12 protein-coding genes are annotated in these 19044 nt (G+C 46.1%); 4 read left to right on the top strand and 8 right to left on the bottom strand.

Going from position 1 to position 19044, the window contains the following annotated elements; genetic code table 11:
* Positions 1 to 14: 14 nt before the first annotated feature.
* From CZ794_RS10335 to CZ794_RS10345, 3 genes are all read left to right on the top strand, one after another.
* On the top strand, positions 15 to 1613 hold the full coding sequence (locus CZ794_RS10335) for an ATP-binding protein (RefSeq protein WP_087041506.1): 1599 nt from the start codon (positions 15 to 17) through the stop codon (positions 1611 to 1613).
* A gap of 405 nt (positions 1614 to 2018) precedes the next feature.
* On the top strand, positions 2019 to 7967 hold the full coding sequence (locus tag CZ794_RS10340; RefSeq protein WP_087041507.1) for a YadA-like family protein: 5949 nt from the start codon (positions 2019 to 2021) through the stop codon (positions 7965 to 7967).
* A 205-nt stretch (positions 7968 to 8172) separates the two neighbouring features.
* Positions 8173 to 9228 (top strand): energy transducer TonB, encoded by a 1056-nt coding sequence (locus tag CZ794_RS10345; protein ID WP_087041508.1) that lies wholly within the window; start codon positions 8173 to 8175, stop codon positions 9226 to 9228.
* A gap of 73 nt (positions 9229 to 9301) precedes the next feature.
* On the opposite strand, the gene CZ794_RS10350 is transcribed toward CZ794_RS10345, so the two are convergent.
* From CZ794_RS10350 to maiA, 5 genes are all read right to left on the bottom strand, one after another.
* Complete coding sequence (locus CZ794_RS10350; RefSeq protein WP_087041509.1) at positions 9302 to 10447, bottom strand: HupE/UreJ family protein; 1146 nt, start codon at positions 10445 to 10447, stop codon at positions 9302 to 9304.
* On the bottom strand, positions 10444 to 11700 hold the full coding sequence (locus CZ794_RS10355) for a lipopolysaccharide assembly protein LapB (protein ID WP_087041510.1): 1257 nt from the start codon (positions 11698 to 11700) through the stop codon (positions 10444 to 10446). The genes CZ794_RS10350 and CZ794_RS10355 overlap by 4 nt, the downstream gene beginning before the upstream one ends.
* Before the next feature lie 75 nt (positions 11701 to 11775).
* Positions 11776 to 12051 (bottom strand): hypothetical protein, encoded by a 276-nt coding sequence (locus tag CZ794_RS10360; RefSeq protein WP_087041511.1) that lies wholly within the window; start codon positions 12049 to 12051, stop codon positions 11776 to 11778.
* Positions 12052 to 12078: 27 nt separating this feature from the next.
* Entirely contained in the window at positions 12079 to 13578 is a 1500-nt protein-coding gene (locus CZ794_RS10365) for a DUF4331 domain-containing protein (RefSeq protein ID WP_087041512.1), read from the bottom strand.
* Between the two features lie 155 nt (positions 13579 to 13733).
* Positions 13734 to 14381, bottom strand: coding sequence for a maleylacetoacetate isomerase (gene maiA / locus CZ794_RS10370; protein ID WP_201513022.1), 648 nt, complete (start codon positions 14379 to 14381; stop codon positions 13734 to 13736).
* Between the two features lie 68 nt (positions 14382 to 14449).
* On the opposite strand from maiA, the gene CZ794_RS10375 reads away from it, so the two are divergent.
* Positions 14450 to 15442: an IclR family transcriptional regulator gene (locus CZ794_RS10375; protein WP_227681607.1), complete on the top strand. Its 993-nt coding sequence runs from the start codon at positions 14450 to 14452 to the stop codon at positions 15440 to 15442.
* A 60-nt stretch (positions 15443 to 15502) separates the two neighbouring features.
* Here CZ794_RS10375 and CZ794_RS10380 read toward each other — a convergent pair whose 3' ends face one another.
* From CZ794_RS10380 to fahA, 3 genes are all read right to left on the bottom strand, one after another.
* Positions 15503 to 16555, bottom strand: coding sequence for a TRAP transporter substrate-binding protein (locus CZ794_RS10380; RefSeq protein ID WP_087041514.1), 1053 nt, complete (start codon positions 16553 to 16555; stop codon positions 15503 to 15505).
* Positions 16556 to 16707: 152 nt separating this feature from the next.
* Positions 16708 to 17283: a VOC family protein gene (locus tag CZ794_RS10385; RefSeq protein WP_087041515.1), complete on the bottom strand. Its 576-nt coding sequence runs from the start codon at positions 17281 to 17283 to the stop codon at positions 16708 to 16710.
* Positions 17284 to 17398: 115 nt separating this feature from the next.
* Positions 17399 to 18688, bottom strand: a complete 1290-nt coding sequence (gene fahA, locus CZ794_RS10390) for a fumarylacetoacetase (RefSeq protein ID WP_087041516.1) — start codon at positions 18686 to 18688, stop codon at positions 17399 to 17401.
* Positions 18689 to 19044 lie beyond the last annotated feature (356 nt).

Genomic DNA, 19044 nt, shown 5'->3' on the forward strand with positions numbered 1-19044 from the left:
TAGTAGATTTACCGATGAAAAATGCCACGTTTAAAGTGCGAGTTACGCTGTTTTGGCGTCTGTTTTTGAGCCTGTTATTAACGATTTTGATGACCTCTGTATTATCCATTATGGTGGAGCGCTGGCTGGTCGAAAAAGAGCTAACAGCACGCATGGATGTACAAATTGACAGTTTGTTGATTAAACGTCAGAACATAGTTGAAGCGTTAAAGGTAGGAGACTTTGCAGCCGTTAGAGAGATGTATCGTCAAGACCGGCGGCTCATGAATCAGATTAGAGTCTATGATGACCAAGATGCCATCATATTTCCGCGTTATCGAGACAAAGACGATCAGCGTAAGCCAGAACGTAGGCAAGAAGATGAGCAGGCGATAGAGCAATCAGCAACACAGATCAATTCAACACAGATAAAGCCACCCGCACCTCACCTAGATACTAAAAAAATGGTCAATGGTGAGAACAGAGTGCATGACACCCCATCTATGTTAGATCATATTTTGCAGCCAATAATGCCGCGTGGGGCTAAGATGGCTGATCCTGACACTCGCCCTGAGTTGGCTGATGTAACGGTTGCTTTGCCTGATAAAAAAACAGTTCTTATCCAATTGCGCCCGCATTTGCGTTTTTCAGATGTGGTAGAGCTGCAACGTAGCAATTTTCCAATACGGTTATTATTGATACTTCTTTTTAGTATTTTAGTCTGCGTTTGGCTCAGTCGCACGCTGACTTATCGTATTCGCCGTGTACAAAGCACCGTACACCGTATGATTGATGGCGATTATCAGGCAAATCCAGATTTGTCTAAAATGGGTGATGATGAACTGGGTTTACTGGCCAAAGACGTTGCCAAACTGTCGACAAGGCTGGCTGAGAGTGAGTTGGCACGCAAACAGATGCTCAGTGATATCTCGCATGAGCTACGTTCACCGCTGGCGCGTCTGGAAGTGGCAACCGAGCTTACACGCGACTTTGCTCCCAATACCAGTCGCTATCTGGATCGCATCGATAAGGAATCAGCACGAATGAATGAGTTGATTGAGCAAATCATTCATATTCAATCGTTACAAATGCAGCAATATACCATCGACAATTTAGAGAATGAGGCAGTCAACCTTTCTGAGATTATCAGTGAGATAGGGCAAGATGTTTGCTTTGAGTTTCAGCATAAAAACGTGCGCTGGCAGTGGCAGCCGTCTCGTTTTTTATCAAAGAGAGATACCGATTTTTCTTGGACAGTCCTTGGCAATCAAGAGCAGCTACATAGCGCCTTTGAAAATGTGATTCGAAATGCTTTTATGCATACAGCGGCGGGCTCCACAGTCAGTGCCGAGATGAAAGAAGTGGAGATGGATAATAAGGCACATGCTATCCAGATCACCATAACAGATGAAGGCGGCGGCGTTGCAGAAAAGGATTTAGAGCGAATCTTTCAGCCATTTGTACGCCTTGATTCGGCACGTCATCGCGAAACAGGCGGTTATGGACTGGGTTTGGCAATCGTCCATGCAGTGGTAATAGCGCATAAAGGCTTGATCAAAGTTTACAACAGACAAGATGGTATAAAAGGTTTGATGATGCAGATAACGTTGCCAACTGAGTATAAGGGTCGCTGACAACCGTTGAAAAGAACAAAAGCGCACGTATCAGATGTTTATGACGTCTGTATACCTGCGCTTTTTTTGGCTTAAAAATAGAAATTCTGATAAACGCGCATAATTTGGTATGGGCGGACAATGGATAGAGGCTTATATTCTTTTATGTGAATATAATAGATTGATGGTGGTAAGCGTCTGACCAGCTGCGTTGTCACTCTCTATATATTCGTTAATACTAATATATAGAGAGTGATAAAAATATCGCAAGACAAAACGTCTTTTACCTCAATACCAGTAACATAGTGAAAAGGATGTCCCATTACCAGCTCATAAACCGTTTTATTCTGCGATATCAACTCTCTGCAACATAGATTGTATCTCTGATTTTTTCAAATCTGACAATTCTATAGGGGAGTACATATTATGAACCGCATCTACAAGGTGATATGGAACGAAGCCTTAAACTGCTTTACGGCCGTCGGTGAATATGCCAAGGCACATGGCAAATCTTCCAAATCAAGCGTTAGTTCTAACGCTACTATCAATACCACTTCTAACCTATCTTCTATCAATACATTACGCTTGAGTACAATAGGACTTGCGCTGTTAGCCGCTGGCTTTGTCGTACAGACAAATGCTGAGGTCAGTTACTCCAATCTCATCAATATCACTGGTCATCAAAGCCAAGGTAATGGTCATGACACCCATGGCAACGGTAATGGGTATGGCCACGAAACTCATGGTAACGGTAACGGGTATGGTCACAATGAAGATGGCAACAACGGTAACAATGGTTTTGGACTGAAATTTGCTGGTGATACTGGTGGAACGATTATACGGAACCAAGGCGATACGCTGAATATTAAAGGCGGCGAAACTAATGCCTCAAAACTAACCAGCGGTAACAATATCGGTGTGGTGTCTAATGGCACCAATACTTTGACTATCAAGTTAGCAAAGGATTTGACGGGTTTAAACAGTGCAAGTTTTAACAATGGCGTTGTGATTTCCGCGACTGGCATCAATGCTGGTAACAAAGTCATCTCAGGCGTCGCTAACGGTGTGGCTGGTAATGATGCGGTCAACGTCAATCAGTTAGCCACTAGCATTGCCACCAACAAAACCAAATACTATAGTGTCAACTCAACTGCGACTGGCAATAGCAATAACGATGGGGCAACCGGACCAAATGCAATGGCCATGGGTGGCAATGCAACGGCTGCTGGTGGACAAGCGATTGCCATTGGCAGTGGTCAAAGTGGCCAAAACACAACAGCAAGCGGGCAACAATCCATTGCGATCGGTGCCAATGTGGTCTCAAAAGGTCACTCATCTATCGCACTTGGCGGTGATGATCTAGATGACGCTTCAAAAACAAATATCGGAAGCAACTCAGCCAGTGCTACATTGAATGGCGGCACCGTCAATACGGCCTTCAATAGCTATGCAGGCAAAAACCTTGTCGAACCCAATCGGTATGATGTCAATACAGAATCGGGTGGGGCTGCGTCTATTGCAATGGGTGTAAAAGCCTTATCTAAAGGTGATTTATCTACCGCTGTTGGCGTACATGCTAGCTCGGAAGGTACCGCCTCCTCAGCCTTTGGTATGGCAGCCTCTGCTACCAAACAAGGATCGTTAGCGCTTGGCGCAGGCGCTAAGTCTGATGTTCAAGACGGTGTGGCTCTAGGGTCGAGATCTGTTGCTAATGTGGCAGGTGGGGCGACTGGATTTGTACCAGCAGGGACTTTGACCATTGATGAAAATGCCATTATCGCAACGAGAAGTGTGGCACTGGGCGCTGTATCAGTGGGTACAGGTGCACAAGGTGGTAATCGTCAGATTGTAAACGTTGCTGCAGGTACCAATGACAGTGATGCTATCAACGTCGCTCAATTGGTTGGTCTCCAAAATGGCATCAACGGTACGCTAAACCAAGGTATAGATTTTGGCGGTGATAGTGGTACCAACGTCAATCGTAAGCTTGGCGAAAAATTACTGGTGAAAGGCGGTGAAACTGATGCCACAAAACTCTCCAGTGGTAACAATATCGGTGTGGTTGCTGACGGTAATGACACCTTAACCGTCAAATTAGCAAAAGATTTGACCGGGCTAGATAGCGTCACCGCAGGCAACAGCCTACTTAACACCAATGGTTTGAGCATCACCGGTGGTCCAACATTCACCGCAACCGATATTAACGCCAACAACCAACAGATTCAAGGCGTAGCAAGTGGCGGTACAACGGTGTCTAACGCTGCCAACATCGGTGATGTCAACACAGCGATTACTGGCGTCACCACTTTAGGCTTTGGCCTAAAAGCGGCCGATGGTAATACCGTACAAAAACCCCTAGGACAAGCGGTTGAAATAGTCGGCGCTAACAACAATATCGGCACGCGAGTGAACAACGGTAAAGTAGAAGTGCAACTTAACAACAACCTTGACCTTGGCAACAACGGTAGTGTCAGCACAGGCAACCTTGCCAGTGGCACCAGCGTCAACCGCCTAGGCATCGTCACAGGGGGGCTTCTTACAGGTGGCGTCACCAGCGTCAGTGGTGCAGGGGTTAGCGTCACCGGCCTTAACCCCTTCAACCCAACCAGTGCCGCCTTAACCAATGATGGTCTCACCATCTTAAATGGACCAAGCGTGACCAAATCGGGTGGTGTCAACGCGGGCAATAAAAAAGTAGTCAACGTCGCCAATGGCGTACAAGCAAAAGATGCCGTCAACGTCAGTCAACTCACCAATGCCTCGGCAGCAGCGCGTACCAAAGTACTGAGCGGCACCAATGTCGCCAGTGTTGACTTCTCAACCGACAGCGTTACAGGACAAGACGTCTACACTATCAATGCCGATGGCACCAGCGCCTCAGCTGGCTCATCAGCCGTCACCGTCACGCAAGGTGCCAAAGATGGCGCAACCAACCTGACGGACTACGCAGTGGACTTAAGTGACGCCAGTAAAGCAAGCTTAGTCAAAGCGGACAGCGCCATGCAAAGCGTGGTCACCCAGATCGATGGGGCGGATGTCAAAACCCTAAACCGCACCGACAATAGTGCCAACTTCCTCACAGGTGACAACATCGTCTTAACCGCTGAGGATGGTGGTATCAAAGTGGCCACGGCACCAGACGTGTCTTTCACCAGTGTCACCGCAGGCAACAGCCTACTCAACACCAATGGTTTGAGCATTACAGGTGGTCCAACATTCACCGCAACCGATATTAACGCCAACAACCAACAGATTCAAGGCGTAGCAAGTGGCGGTACAACGGTGTCTAACGCTGCCAACATCGGTGATGTCAACACAGCGATTACTGGCGTCACCAATTTAGGCTTTGGCCTAAAAGCGGCCGATGGTAATACCGTACAAAAACCCCTAGGACAAGCGGTTGAAATAGTTGGCGCTAACAACAATATCGGCACGCGAGTGAACAACGGTAAAGTAGAAGTGCAACTTAACAACAACCTTGACCTTGGCAACAACGGTAGTGTCAGCACAGGCAACCTTGCCAGTGGCACCAGCGTCAACCGCCTAGGCATCGTCACAGGGGGGCTTCTTACAGGTGGCGTCACCAGCGTCAGTGGTGCAGGGGTTAGCGTCACCGGCCTTAACCCCTTCAACCCAACCAGTGCCGCCTTAACCAATGATGGTCTCACCATCTTAAATGGACCAAGCGTGACCAAATCGGGTGGTGTCAACGCGGGCAATAAAAAAGTAGTCAACGTCGCCAATGGCGTACAAGCAAAAGATGCCGTCAACGTCAGTCAACTCACCAATGCCTCGGCAGCAGCGCGTACCAAAGTACTGAGCGGCACCAATGTCGCCAGTGTTGACTTCTCAACCGACAGCGTTACAGGACAAGACGTCTACACTATCAATGCCGATGGCACCAGCGCCTCAGCTGGCTCATCAGCCGTCACCGTCACACAAGGTGCCAAAGATGGCGCAACCAACCTGACGGACTACGCAGTGGACTTAAGTGACGCCAGTAAAGCAAGCTTAGTCAAAGCGGACAGCGCCATGCAAAGTGTGGTCACCCAGATCGATGGGGCGGATGTCAAAACCCTAAACCGCACCGACAATAGTGCCAACTTCCTCACAGGTGACAACATCGTCTTAACCGCTGAGGATGGTGGTATCAAAGTGGCCACGGCACCAGACGTGTCTTTCACCACCGTCACCGCAGGCGATACCTTGCTAAATACAGAAGGTGTCAGCTTCCTTGGTGGTAGCAGTGTCAGACTCAGCCAAAGCGGTCTGAGCAATGGCGGCAATCGCATCACCAATGTGGCTGATGGCGCAGATGATACCGATGGTGTCAATGTTAGACAGTTGAAGGCAACCAACAGTACCGTTGACTTGGGACTCGACTTTACTGGAGACGATACTGCAGTAATCGTCAACCGTAAGTTAGGTCAAACGTTAACGATTCAAGGAGGTGCGACAACCTTAACAGATAACAACATCGGTGTCGTGGCTGATGAAGATGGCAGACTAAACGTAAAATTGGCTGAAGATGTGGTGCTTGGCAGAGCAGGTAGTGTCAGAATGGAAAACACCGTGCTCAACAACGCAGGTGTCACTATCACTGATGGACCCAATCAAACCGTGACGCTAAGCAATGAAGGTCTTGATAATGGCAATAATAGAATTATCAAGGTTGGTGAAGGTATTGCACCAAGTGACGCTGTCAACTTCGCACAGCTCACAGTCACCAATAATGAAGTGGCTAAAGGCATCAAGATTGGTGATGGTAATAGTGACAATGATCAGCAATTTGCATTAGGCGATACTATCAATGTGACAGGAGACAGCAATATCACTACGGTTGCTTCTGCGACTGGTGTCCAAGTGAAGCTTAACAATCAGTTGGATCTAGGACAAGAGGGTAGTATTCAAATAGGCAATAGCATCATGAACAATAATGGTTTCACCTTTGTTGATAATGGCTCAGGTAGAACGGTTGCACTAAGCAGCTTTGGTCTTGATAATGGCGGCAACACGATCCGCAATGTTGGCAAAGGTGTACTAAATACTGATGCTGTAAACGTCGAGCAATTAAAGGAGGTTGCTACTGTCTTGGATCAAGGTTGGGGTATCAGAGCTCAAGGCGATGTTGCGACTCAGGTAAAACAAGGCACTGCTGTTGATCTTAATAGTAGAGACGGTAACATCAAAGTGTCTAGAACTTTAGCCAGTAATGGCGCTGGGTCTAGTGCTGGCTCAGGTGTAGCCGCGGCGGCTGGTGCTAATGATATCAGCTTTGATTTGAACCCAGACATCAATGTGGTTAGTGTCACAGCTGGCGATACGACAATCAATAGCAATGGTCTCACGATTGCGGGTGGTCCAAGTATCACTAAAAGTGGTATTAATGCCGCTGATAACAAAATCATCAATGTCAAAAACGGTGAAGTAACAGCAACGAGCCAAGACGCTATCAATGGTAGCCAGCTCTATGCTCAAGGCAGTGGTGTCAGCAGTATCATCGGTGGCAACACGGTTTATAACGCTGAAAACGGTACTTTTACCAATAGTGATATTGGTGGAACGGGTAAAGGCAGTATTGATGGTGCGATTGCTTCTATTAGACAAGGCACAGTTGAAATTAACGAAAATGTGCAAGCCAATACAACCAATATCGCCACTAATACGACCAATATCACCACGAACACAAACAATATCGCGACGAATACCAGAAACATCACAACCAACACCACTAACATCAAAGCCAATACAGATAGGCTTGATACAGGACTTAATTTTGGTGCAGATAGTGGCGCTAATATTAACAAACCTGTCGGTGATGGTAGTGTTCTGAAGTTCACTGGCGGTAATAACATCACGACCACAGCACAAGGTAGTGCTATCAAGTTTGATCTCAACAGTAACATCACCGTAGATAGTATCAAAACAGGCAATACCACGGTGAATAACAATGGGGTTACCATTGCTAATGGACCTAGTATGACGGCAAGCGGTATCGATGCTGCTAGCAACAAAATTACCAATGTTGCGGATGGTATGGCACCTAGAGACGCGGTTAACTTCGGTCAATTAGATGCGGTTAGTAGACAACTTGGTGACAACATGAACCAGTTAGGATATAAGATCAACGAGGTCGAAGACGATGCCAACGCTGGTATCTCAGCAGCCATGGCAATGTCGGCGCTACCACAAGCCTATCTCCCTGGTAAATCGATGATTGGAGGCGGTGTTGGTACTTATAATGGAGAAAGCGCTGTTGCTATCGGCTTCTCCAAACTGTCCAATGATGGTCGTTGGGTCATGAAGATAAATGGTACCGCAGATACACAAGGTAATGCTGGTGCTTCGATTGGTGCAGGCTTCCATTTCGATTAACGAAAAAAGCCAGACCAAGTATGACGCTAACTAACAAAACAAAAAAGCAAGACACGGGCTGTCTTGCTTTTTTATGGGTGACACTATCATCTGAATAGAGTGGGTATAGATAAAATAAGAAGATTAATCACTCAAGTTTTATCTACCAAATGACTAAATAAAATCGTATAAAAGTTTGTTTTTTAAGCGTATTCTAATAGTTATTATGATACCAGCTTTCTTTACTCGTCCTGCCACTACTTGGGTCACCATTCTTGTTATCGCACTGCATGGTGTCATCGCGTGGGCAATGGTATCTGTCGATAGTCCGCCGCCTATTGTCATCAAAAACAGCCCCAAGGTTATTCATTTAGAATTGATAACATTGGCCTCCGCCGCTGATAAGACACCATCATTGACTAAACCATCGCCGACTAAGCCTGCGCCTACGACTCAGCCTACAGCAAAACATCCTGCACAGCCCAATATCCAGCCCATTATTGCCATAGAAAGGACTGAAACGGCCAAACCGCTGCCAGCGCCAAAAACAGAGCCACCCGAATCGCTTCAAACTCATACAAATCAGCAAACAACGCAGATAAAAAATCAGACGTCGGGCAAAGCAATCATTGAACAAGACACTGATGTTGAGAACGAGCCTAAAAACCTGCCATCAGAGCAGAAATTGACGATAGTAGAATCCAGAAAAATAGTGAGCAGGTCTGACGAAGAAGAAACCGAGGATGACCTATCTGCCATGATTCGCGCCGTGACAGCCCAGTTCAATCGTGAGCAAACCATTCAGCAGCGAGCCGCCAAAAATCAAGCCAACAGACAGCTTATGGAGCAAGAGCAATGGCGCATACAAGCTGCCAATGAAGCAGTTATTAAGATGCTCGCATTAGCCGCTGCTCAAGCCGAAGACCAAAACAATGATGAAACCGATTCAGAAGATAGCGTTGATAAACAGGATGAGGAAACCACGTTTTTGGCAAATGATGGGAGCTGGATGGAGAAGCAAGAACCCATAACCAGTGTACCAGCGCTTGTATGGCGCAACATTAATACAAGTTTGGGTGATGTGTTTATCGTCCTATTAAAGTTGCATGTCGATAAAGAAGGCCATATTACCAAGGTGCAAGTACTTGAATCATCAACCAGTCCAATCATCGATGCCATCGCCACCACACAGGTAAGAGCAGGGCAACTTAACCCGCTTATACATAATGGTATGGTAGTAGATGGCATTGTACCGATGTCACTGGTTTATGAAAGACCTTAGCTTCAAATATCTTTAACACCATAAAAGGTGGTTAAAAGCTAGCCCCACCTTTTTATAGCGCATTTCATTGACTTTAAAAAGCACGCTCAAAAAACCACCATAGTGCCACCAAAATACTGATCAGTGAGCCTACGTAAAATATAACGTACTTATAAAATTGTGTGTGGCGCAATAACAGGGCTAGAGGAAACACTAAAATAATAAAGAACAGTTGTCCCAACTCAATGCCGACATTGAAGCTCAATAATGCCAATACACGCTCGCTGGTCGCAAGTGGCAAATCGACCAATACATTGGCAAAACCAAAACCATGAATCAGTCCAAAAAAGAAGGCCAAGTAGATGGCGCGTACCCGTAGCATTGGTATCACGTTATTCAAGGCGGCAAAGGCAATAGATAGCGCAATCACAGACTCAATCAACCAAGCAGGGATGCTGACAATTTGTAGTGCGGCCAAACTTAATGTAATGGAATGCGCAAGGGTAAAGGAAGTCGCAATCCAAAAAACCTCAAGTAAAGCTGCTTTTGGGTTGGAGACAGCAACCAATTGTTTTTGTTTGCGCATATAAACTGCAGGAATGAGCAAAACAAATAAGAACAGCAAATGATCCCAGCCAATCAGTAAATGATGTATGCCGCTTTTGAGAAAGTTTGTTGCTATAGATAGCAAGCCTGCATTTGCTTCTGAACCCAAAGGACTTTGACCAACGGCAAGTACTTGTAGCGCTGCACCTGCATCCGCTTGCGTCATAATCAAGCGATGATTGGCATCAACACCTGCCAAAATTTGATAATCGAGGTTATCAATTGGCTGTTCACAATTGAGCTTAAAATTGGTGTACAAGTAATTAAAGCCGCTACGTGTATTGATGGCGAGCGGTTCAAAACTGGCTACTTGACAGGTTTTTGCTGCATTGTCCAATTTTACCTTGGTCGTTATCAACTGCTCTATGAGTGGCGCTTGTGACTTTACTTCCGCCCAGCTGACTTGTTGATCTCGGTTTGGATCGATATCTATTAGCAATGCTAAGTCGCGAAGTGACAACTCATATTCAGCATTATATATAATGCCTGTTGTCTCTTCAGAGTTGGCCTTACTGAGATTCAGGTAGGCGGTACTGGCCTCATGGGCTTGTGCTAAGGTGCCAGTCAGTAGTAAGACTAGCAGCATCAAGTAACGGTAGGCATGACGACAAATAAATCCACTAAGCGCACTCATAAAGCCTCCTCCTTGTTTTGAGTTTGCTCACCTGACGTGTCGGTCGGACTGTTGGCGGTTCGCGCCATTTGCGAGGCGTTTTGATCATGGATGGCTTGGCAATGCAAACAATCGCTAATTTTACCTAAGCGCAGATCACGCTCTAGTGCTGGATACTCGAACTGAGTATCTGCTATAAACTGCCGTACAATCTCGATGTCTTTTTTGCTATTGGCTTTGAGCGCTGCTGTCGCATAGAGTACGATATCAGCAGTTTCGCGCTGCTGTTGCCAGTTCTCTTGAGCCAGTTTTAGGGCGTCTTCAATCTGATTGGCAAGCAAGGCATAACTGGCTTGTTCGCGCATGTGAGCGTTTTCTTGACGTATTTGCCACACCTCAATGCGCTCTTTCATCAAAGCTAAGTTTTGCTTGGCTTTTGGATCGCCAAGCTTCATTTGAGCCTCAATGAGACGTAGTAGTAGGGCGTCTTTATCCGTATGGTCTTGCAGCAACTCACGAACTTGTTCGTATTGACCAATACTCAATAACCAATCAGCGCGCGCCATCAGCGCAGGTACTGTTTGATCATCCATCGCTTCAAATACTTGCTTAGAAAGGGTGGCGTCTTGGCTACGTAAGGCCGCATCCGCCTGAATCAGATAAATCCAGCGTGCCGTTGATGGATCCAGTCCGGGCGCAACGGCGGCCAATCCGCTGAGAGTCTGTTTGACAGGTGTGAGCTGTCCGGTCATGCTCTGTATTTGAGCGCTACAGGCCAATTGATAAACACGTAAGGCAGGATCGTCAAGCTTTTCGCAGTAGCTCAGCGCTTCTGTAAACTGACCTTGAGCAACCAGTAGTGAAGAGAGTGTTAGTATGGCATCTGGATGCGCTGGGTCTTGGCTGAGTATCTGTTGTAGTAGCGCTTTGGCTTCAGTAAATTTGTGATCAGATTGCAGCGCTCGGGCTTTTAGCATCAGGGTTTCTGTGCTTTGATTGGTTGTCTGATCTAGCTGCGCGCGCGCTTGTCCTAATGCACGTGGATCGCCTTGTAAGTAGGCACGCTCTAATAGTTGACCAGTGTCTTCTAAGTTGCTTGCATCCGTTTTAGACACAAAATCAGCGGCACTTAAATAGCGTGGTGGTGGTGAGTCATCAGGTAAGGTTTCGAGAATTTGTTGGTCGTTTGTAGGGACAAAAGAGGCGGCATGAACAAGCTGGCTACTGATAATGACGAATAATAACAGTTCGATAGGAAACTTAATCCAACGCATAAATTATCTCACTCAGAATATAAAGAAGCACCCAATCAGTAGGCTGACTAGGTGCTGGATTTATCTCACGTGATATTACAGTGAGGCATTGGCATTTGCGACCACAACAGGTTCTGCCAGATTTGCTTCAGGCAGTATGATTCGGTCAATGTCTTGAGGCTCATCACTGTCGACATTATTACTGGCGTCAATCACATCGGACGTTCTCTCAACTGCCACTTTGGCTTTTGCTTGGTCTAACGCAACATCGTCCTTCACTGGCTTCGATGAGCTGTTATTATCGTTATCACTGAAACAACCAGAAAGCGCTGCTGATCCAGTGATCAATACGGCTAATATTATATAGCGCATAGTATTTCTCCTTGGGTTAGAGTCAGCTTATCGGCTACCTGGATTAGGCGTTGTTAGATAAGGAAACACTGAGTCAAACTCAGTAGCGGGTTTGAGGGCACCATCAGTGAACAGCGCCTTACCAGCTTTGGCATCGGCTGGGACACAAGTAACAGCAGGTGGTAGGCCAGCATGACATAGCGCACCCATAGAGACTCTTAATGCAATATCGGTGACGTCATCACCAGGACGCCTGCCATTTGGAAACCCTGCAACGTCTTTGGCATTTGCATTAGGACGACCGTCATTTTGACCAGGAATGATACTGATGACACCCAAATCATTTTGGTTGGCGGCCGAGACAGCAGCTATGCTGGTATTCAAACGCAGCATATCGGCTGGTACCATATTAGGATTGGCAGGTTTATTGACTGTTGGAACGCCTGTCAAAAATGCCGTCACCAAATCTTGACGCGGGAAGTTCGTTGGTGCTGGTGCACTCGGATACAAGGTCTGAATCAGTGCTGGAAGCGTTGGATAAAAGACATAAGGCGCAAATTTTGCCACATCGTCTTTTGGTTCTGAGGCATTAAACTTGTCCTTGTCTTTTAGTCCAATCACGACTTCGTTGACCAATGGCATACCCAGTCTTGAAACCTGAGTCCATGCGCCGCCTTTTTTGGCTGTGGTACTGATACCAGAAGCTGGCGAAGGATTTACGAGGGTGGCCTGACGGACACTCGCTGTAGTCCAAGCACCAATCACAGGGTCTTTGCTGGTAGCGTTGACCAGACAAGCCTTCGGTACTTCCATCGCAATCGACGTGACGTTCTTATCTGCTAGCACGTTGTTACCGCTATCGCGTGCGCCTAGTGGGTTTAGGTTAACCAAGTCAAATACTCTACCCAAATCGATGGCAAACCCTTCAGCACGTTGACCGACAAAGACTTTACCTTGTCCACAGCTACCCAAATTCAGCGTCTTGATAAAACTTTTGGCATAGGTGGGATAATCGGCAAAAGACTTGGTGCCGATATAATCAAATGGTTTGTTAAAGTTGCCTAACGACGTACGCGTGCCACTACGGCGATCGCCTTTGACCATCGTGACATTATAGCTCTCGTTGGTTTGTACATTAGCAGAATTTGAGGCGTCGCCTGCATTAGATAAAGGAATGGCAACATTTGGCGTTGATGGATTGCCATCGGAGTCAATCTCAATACTGTTTAAGTTCTGCGTAAAATCAAATTGAAAAGTGATGTCTTCGACCGCGTCACCGTTGTTATCGATGTGAATCTCATAGAGTGCATCTGGGTCTAGGGCAAAATAATTGGGTCCACCGTAGGCATCTTGAAGCGGTAGATAATTGGCAATAATCGTGACGTAATCTGCCCGATTATTTTCGTAGCTATTAAACATATAAAAGTCAGAGGCATCGACTTTTGGGGTTTTAGTGATGGAGGGGGCTTCACGGTGACTTGAGGCAACGGCACTTGCGCTCACGCAAAGCGTCATGGCTGCTATTAGCGCCTTGGTAGTATGTTTCATAAACATCCTTGTAAAGAAACTTTAATGAATAAGACTGTTGGGTGTGGTGACGCTGATAATACAGATTAACTAAACAATATCTCAGTCAAGCTAATTTCACTATACACTCATTTAAACGAATGTATAGAACTTTTTTTGGTTTTAACTGCTCGTTTTTACTGATTTTTTGGCGCATCAGGCTGCATCATAGGGTCAGCGTCCACAAACGCTTGTAGCGTGCGACAATGCGTGTCAATTTCGACAATATTGGGGTAGGCGCTCAGGTCTACCCTGAAGCGTCGAGCAGAAGACACCTGCGGAATCAAATAGCAATCTGCAAAAGTAGGGTGGTTGCCGTAGCAGAATTTTCGGCGCGTTTTGTCATCGGCTAAGCGTTTTTCTAATGCGTCGAACCCTTCTTTCATCCAGCGACCGCACCATGCCAGCACTGCCTCTTCATCTACTGATAACTCATTACGCAGATACTGTAGGACACGGCGATTATTGAGCGGGTGAATGTCACAACCAATCATCGCACTTAGCGCTCGTACCTGCATACGACCAGCCGCATCCTTGGGCAATAATGGAGTGTCAGGATAGACGTCCTCCAACCACTCCAAGATTGCGGGGCTTTGATACAGGAGTAAGTCATCCGCTTGTAAGACAGGCACCAATCCTTGAGGGTTGATAGATTGAAAAGCGGCCTCTAGTTGCTCGTCTTGCGCCAGATTGACGGCGATATAGTTATAATCCAATCCTTTTAAGTTCATGGCGATACGCGTACGATAAGACGTGCTGCTACGAAAATAACCATAAAGTGTCATCATCATTCATTCCTTTTATTGTGTTATGTTATCAATGGGATAAGCGGTTATAATTAAAGACCGCGCTTATGTCATACGGAAAAAGAGTACGGTTAAATAGAGCGGTGCTGAGCCGTATTATTATTTGGCTGATACGCACCCTGACCAATCATTCATTAAAAACATCATTTATCGAGCACAGCATGCCAGCATCTGACAACCTTGTAGATAGCACATTGACCACTCATTCTGCCAGCAATAAAAACCAAAATGGCGTCCAATCCCTTGAAATTGGATTGTCCATCTTGGATGTACTTATCGAGCATAAAGAAGCTATGATGCTAAAGGACATCGCCCAAGTGATGCAAATGCATCCCGCAAAATGCCATCGCTATCTGGTCAGCCTCATTCGTAAAAACTACGCTCGCAAGCTCGGTGATGGTCGTTATGGGCTTGGTGATAGAATCAATGCACTGGCAGCACTTGGTCACACAGGATACAATCAAAACAATATCTTAGAGCGGTTGACACATATCGCGAATGAGATCAAAGACACGCTAAACTGCGCGGTACAAATCGCCAAGTGGTTCAATGAAGGCCCTATCATCATTCACTCTGTTGAGCCAGACAGTCCCATTAGTATCATTACTCGGATTGGTTCACGTATGCCGCTGACGACATCAGCAACAGGACAGCTGTTTGCCAGTTATCAACCTGATGCCATCATCGAACCATTGGTCATGTCAGAATGGCAGACAAAAGATAAAATGGCACTGACAGCACAATGGCAACATTTTACGCAGCTGCAAACTAAGATTCGTACTCAAGGTTATGCGACGGTCACTGGCGATATGCTAATGGGTATCAACGCCATCACGATCCCCGTTATATTGCCGCAACCAGCGAATGCTTTTACCACGTCATCTCTTCACCATGATGATAATGATAAGCGCCCGCTAGAAAACCTATCAGTAGAATATGCTATTACGATTATTGGAACCACAGAGCAGCTACCCATGAGCAAGCAGCATAATGTGGTTGAGCAAATTCTAGCCATCGCTCAGCGTTACCAAATCGCGTAGGTATGCCTTGAGTCATAACCGTATTAGGTATCGCAGTAGCTGCCTAATCATTTGAGTCTGTTAAACCGCACAGGTCTTACTGGTGGCTTTGATCTTCTCGTATACAGCATTGGCGTCTAATCCTGTGGCATTTACTTCATCTAGATATTTTTGTGAGCCTTCCATTAATGGTCCTTTCCAGTTGGGATCATTGAGTGGATCAGGAATATCAATCATCACATCGCCTTTTTCTTTGGCAGCCGCCATGGCCTTATCGTTACTCACATCAAAGACTTTGGAGACATTGGCCGCCAGTGCCGCCCCTGAATTATCATCAATGACTTTTTTGAGATCCTCTGGTAGACGATCATATTTGTCTTTGTTCATGCTGATAACAAAAGTGGAGTTATAAAAAGGGATGTTGGTATGAGTATGGATCAGCTCATCCAAACGAAACGCTTGAATGGGTTGCCACGTAAAGCTGAGTCCATCAATGACGCCGCGCTGAAGCGCAGTATAGGTGTCGCTGGCAGGCATGCCAACGGGTGCTGCTCCAGTTGCTTCGATGATGTGGCTTGCCACGGCAGATGGCTGTCGAATCCGTAAGCCTTTCATATCAGCAGGTGTACGTATAGGCTTGTCCACCGTATGCAGTGCGCCTTGACCTGTTCCGATAAGGGCAAGCAGATGCGTGTCTTTGTACTCGTCTGCAATGACGCCTTCATCATAAAGCTTATGAAGGATACAGCTTTGCTGCTGGGCGCTATTGGTGATACCGGGAAGCTCGGCAATTTGGGTTAAAGGGAATCGTCCTGCGGTGTAGCCTTGGGCTTGCATACCAATATCAACGATGCCTTTGGCAGTGGCGTCATACGTAGCCCCTGGTTTGCTCAGCGTGGCAGAAGGATAAATCTCAACCTTGATACGTCCGTTTGAGTCGGCTTCGATTTTTTTTGCCCATGGCTCTAGCGCCTCAGTGTTTATATTGTCATTGGCTGTCATAAAATGGGAAAATCTGAGAGTAGTCACGTCGGCGGCATCTGTCGAAGCCTTAACTGCCTCATTACTATTGCTACAGCCAGCCACCGCAATGCAAGTGGTTAGCAGTATTCCTAAGTGCATTTTTGTTTTCATCATAGAATCCTTTCATGATGGGGCGGTAATTATCAAGGGGCAATAGTCATCGCCAACAGGTTAGATTTCTGAATAAAGTCTCAATATTAAAAAGCTTACTGTTTTTTAACAACCCAAGTTAAATAAAACAGTAAGCGGAACAACGGTTGCATTTACTCGCCAGCAGGTGCAACCTCTTTTGCCTCGCTAAGCTCGTCACTGTGCAAAAACTGCGTATGCGTTGGTGCGCGTTTGGTACGTGACCATTCTTCTAGCATATCGTGTTTGATGGCTTCTGTGATCATAGAAACCTTATCGTGCGAGGTCGGATCATCATAGGTCAGCTCCAAGCGATGGCCGTTTGGATCAAAGAAATAGATAGAATGGAAGATACCGTGGTTGGTCACCCCAATCACATCGATACCCGCCTGTTCCAAATGGGCTTTGGCTCGTAGTAATTCATCGCGATCTTTGACCTTGAGCGCTAGATGCTGGACCCAGTTTGGTGTATTGGGATCAAAACCCATTTCTGGTTGGTTGGGTACTTCAAAAAATGCCAACACGTTGCCATTACCTGCGTCCAAAAAAACATGCATATACGGATCAAAGGCTTTGGTCGAGGGCACATGGTCTTCAGCAAATGCTAAGATGAAGTCCATGTTGAGGTGTTTTTGATACCATTCTACGGTTTCTTTGGCATCTTTGCAGCGATAAGCCACGTGATGAATTTTTTCAATTTTAAAGCTCATATCAAATTCCTTTTGATAAGGCGCGTGGCAAGTTGTTGGTATCTAACCTAACAGTGCCATTTACTTGCTTTCACGCCCATTTTACGATGGTTATGCCAATGCGGTTTGTTGAATGTTATTTGTCAAAATCAAACTGAATGGCGGGCAGGACTTTACCGCGTACCTCACCAAACCCGACACGGATGCCATCTTTTTCGCTATAGCCTTTCATAATGACGGTATCGCCATCTTCAATGAAGCTGCGAGTTGCGCCGCCTGTTAGCGTGACAGGCTTTGTCGCATTCCAAGCAATCTCTAGCATCGAGCCATAAGAGTCTGGCGTTGGGCCTGAAATGGTGCCTGAACCCATCATGTCGCCAACTTCTACTTTGCAGCCAGTGATGGTGTGATGGGTAAGCTGCTGCGCCATAGACCAGTACATGTATTTAAAATTGGTCTCACAAACCACGGTGGCGCTATCGCTGTTTTCGGGCATGAGTTCTACTGATAAATTGATATCAAAGCTATTATTGCTGTCTGTTTCATTCAGATAGGCAAGGGGTTTTGGTTCTTGAGTCGGGCACGGGGTTTTAAACGGGGCCAATGCCTCCATCGTCACAATCCAAGGAGAAACCTGGGATGCAAAGGTTTTGGCATTGAATGGGCCTAAAGGCACGTATTCCCATTTTTGGATGTCACGGGCAGACCAATCGTTGAGCAGGACCATGCCAAAGATATGATCAAACGCCTCATCTACTGCGATGGGCTGACCGATGCTATTGCCTTTACCAACGACAAACGCGGTTTCAAGCTCAAAATCCAAACGCTTACAGGCAGAAAAAATAGGACGATCATCGGCATTTGGTTTGAGCTGACCTGATGGGCGGACAATATCAGTGCCACTCACGACCACGGTGCTGGCGCGTCCATTATAGCCAACGGGCATCTCAGTCCAGTTAGGCAATAGCGCATTACTTGGGTCACGGAACATCGTGCCGACGTTGGTGGCGTGTTCTTTTGATGAATAAAAATCGGTGAAACCAGGTACTTGTACCGGCAGGTGCATGGTGACGTCTGCTTGCTGGAACAATGCCTTTTTTTGTAAATCTTGATTGTCACGTAAATCTTGATTGTCACTAGATAGCAGGGTTTGAATGGTTTTGCGCGCTTGCGTCCAGTTGTCTTGACCAGAGTCAATGAAGGCGTTAAGCGTTGGTTGATCAAAGTAGGGACCGCCATCCAAGCTTAGTAAACCTGCGGCTTCGATGGCAGCGAGATCCAATACTTGCTCGCCAATCGCCACTCCAGAACGGCGCTTGCCATTAGCAGTGTCGCTAAAAATGCCATAAGGCAGATTATGAATTGAGAAATCTGAATCGCTTGCGATGTCGATAAATGAGGTGAGGGTTGAGTCAACCGTTGACATAAGATGCTCCTTGCGAAAAATAAATGATAAATTACGTTATAATTAATTGCTTACGAATAATGTAATTTATAGAAAGTCAGATTGCAAGTTTTTTATATAGCGAGCATCTATTGTATGGATGCAGCCAATGCTAAATAACATAGGTAAACATAATATTACGTGCCACCGAGACAAGTTTTTCTCATTCGCTGTGCCTGCGCAGACAGAGGCTTTGACTCAGCAGCACTTTGCTTTTTTATAGTGTATTGACGGTGATTTACATGAGTTTTGGACGAAAAAAAGGCTGAGCAGTTGCTCAGCCTTTCTTATTATATTTGCCGTTGTATCAAATTCGCTTAATTGCTACGCGAATCAGT

This window comes from Psychrobacter sp. JB385, assembly GCF_900163785.1.
Lineage (GTDB): Bacteria > Pseudomonadota > Gammaproteobacteria > Pseudomonadales > Moraxellaceae > Psychrobacter.

Bases quoted from the DNA above. Each gene is read 5' to 3' on its own strand.
- CZ794_RS10335 (WP_087041506.1), top strand. From the start codon at position 15: ATGAAAAATGCCACGTTTAAAGTGCGAGTTACGCTGTTTTGGCGTCTG.
- CZ794_RS10340 (WP_087041507.1), top strand. From the start codon at position 2,019: ATGAACCGCATCTACAAGGTGATATGGAACGAAGCCTTAAACTGCTTT.
- CZ794_RS10345 (WP_087041508.1), top strand. From the start codon at position 8,173: ATGATACCAGCTTTCTTTACTCGTCCTGCCACTACTTGGGTCACCATT.
- CZ794_RS10350 (WP_087041509.1), bottom strand. From the start codon at position 10,447: ATGAGTGCGCTTAGTGGATTTATTTGTCGTCATGCCTACCGTTACTTG.
- CZ794_RS10355 (WP_087041510.1), bottom strand. From the start codon at position 11,700: ATGCGTTGGATTAAGTTTCCTATCGAACTGTTATTATTCGTCATTATC.
- CZ794_RS10360 (WP_087041511.1), bottom strand. From the start codon at position 12,051: ATGCGCTATATAATATTAGCCGTATTGATCACTGGATCAGCAGCGCTT.
- CZ794_RS10365 (WP_087041512.1), bottom strand. From the start codon at position 13,578: ATGAAACATACTACCAAGGCGCTAATAGCAGCCATGACGCTTTGCGTG.
- maiA (WP_201513022.1), bottom strand. From the start codon at position 14,381: ATGACACTTTATGGTTATTTTCGTAGCAGCACGTCTTATCGTACGCGT.
- CZ794_RS10375 (WP_227681607.1), top strand. From the start codon at position 14,450: ATGTCATACGGAAAAAGAGTACGGTTAAATAGAGCGGTGCTGAGCCGT.
- CZ794_RS10380 (WP_087041514.1), bottom strand. From the start codon at position 16,555: ATGAAAACAAAAATGCACTTAGGAATACTGCTAACCACTTGCATTGCG.
- CZ794_RS10385 (WP_087041515.1), bottom strand. From the start codon at position 17,283: ATGAGCTTTAAAATTGAAAAAATTCATCACGTGGCTTATCGCTGCAAA.
- fahA (WP_087041516.1), bottom strand. From the start codon at position 18,688: ATGTCAACGGTTGACTCAACCCTCACCTCATTTATCGACATCGCAAGC.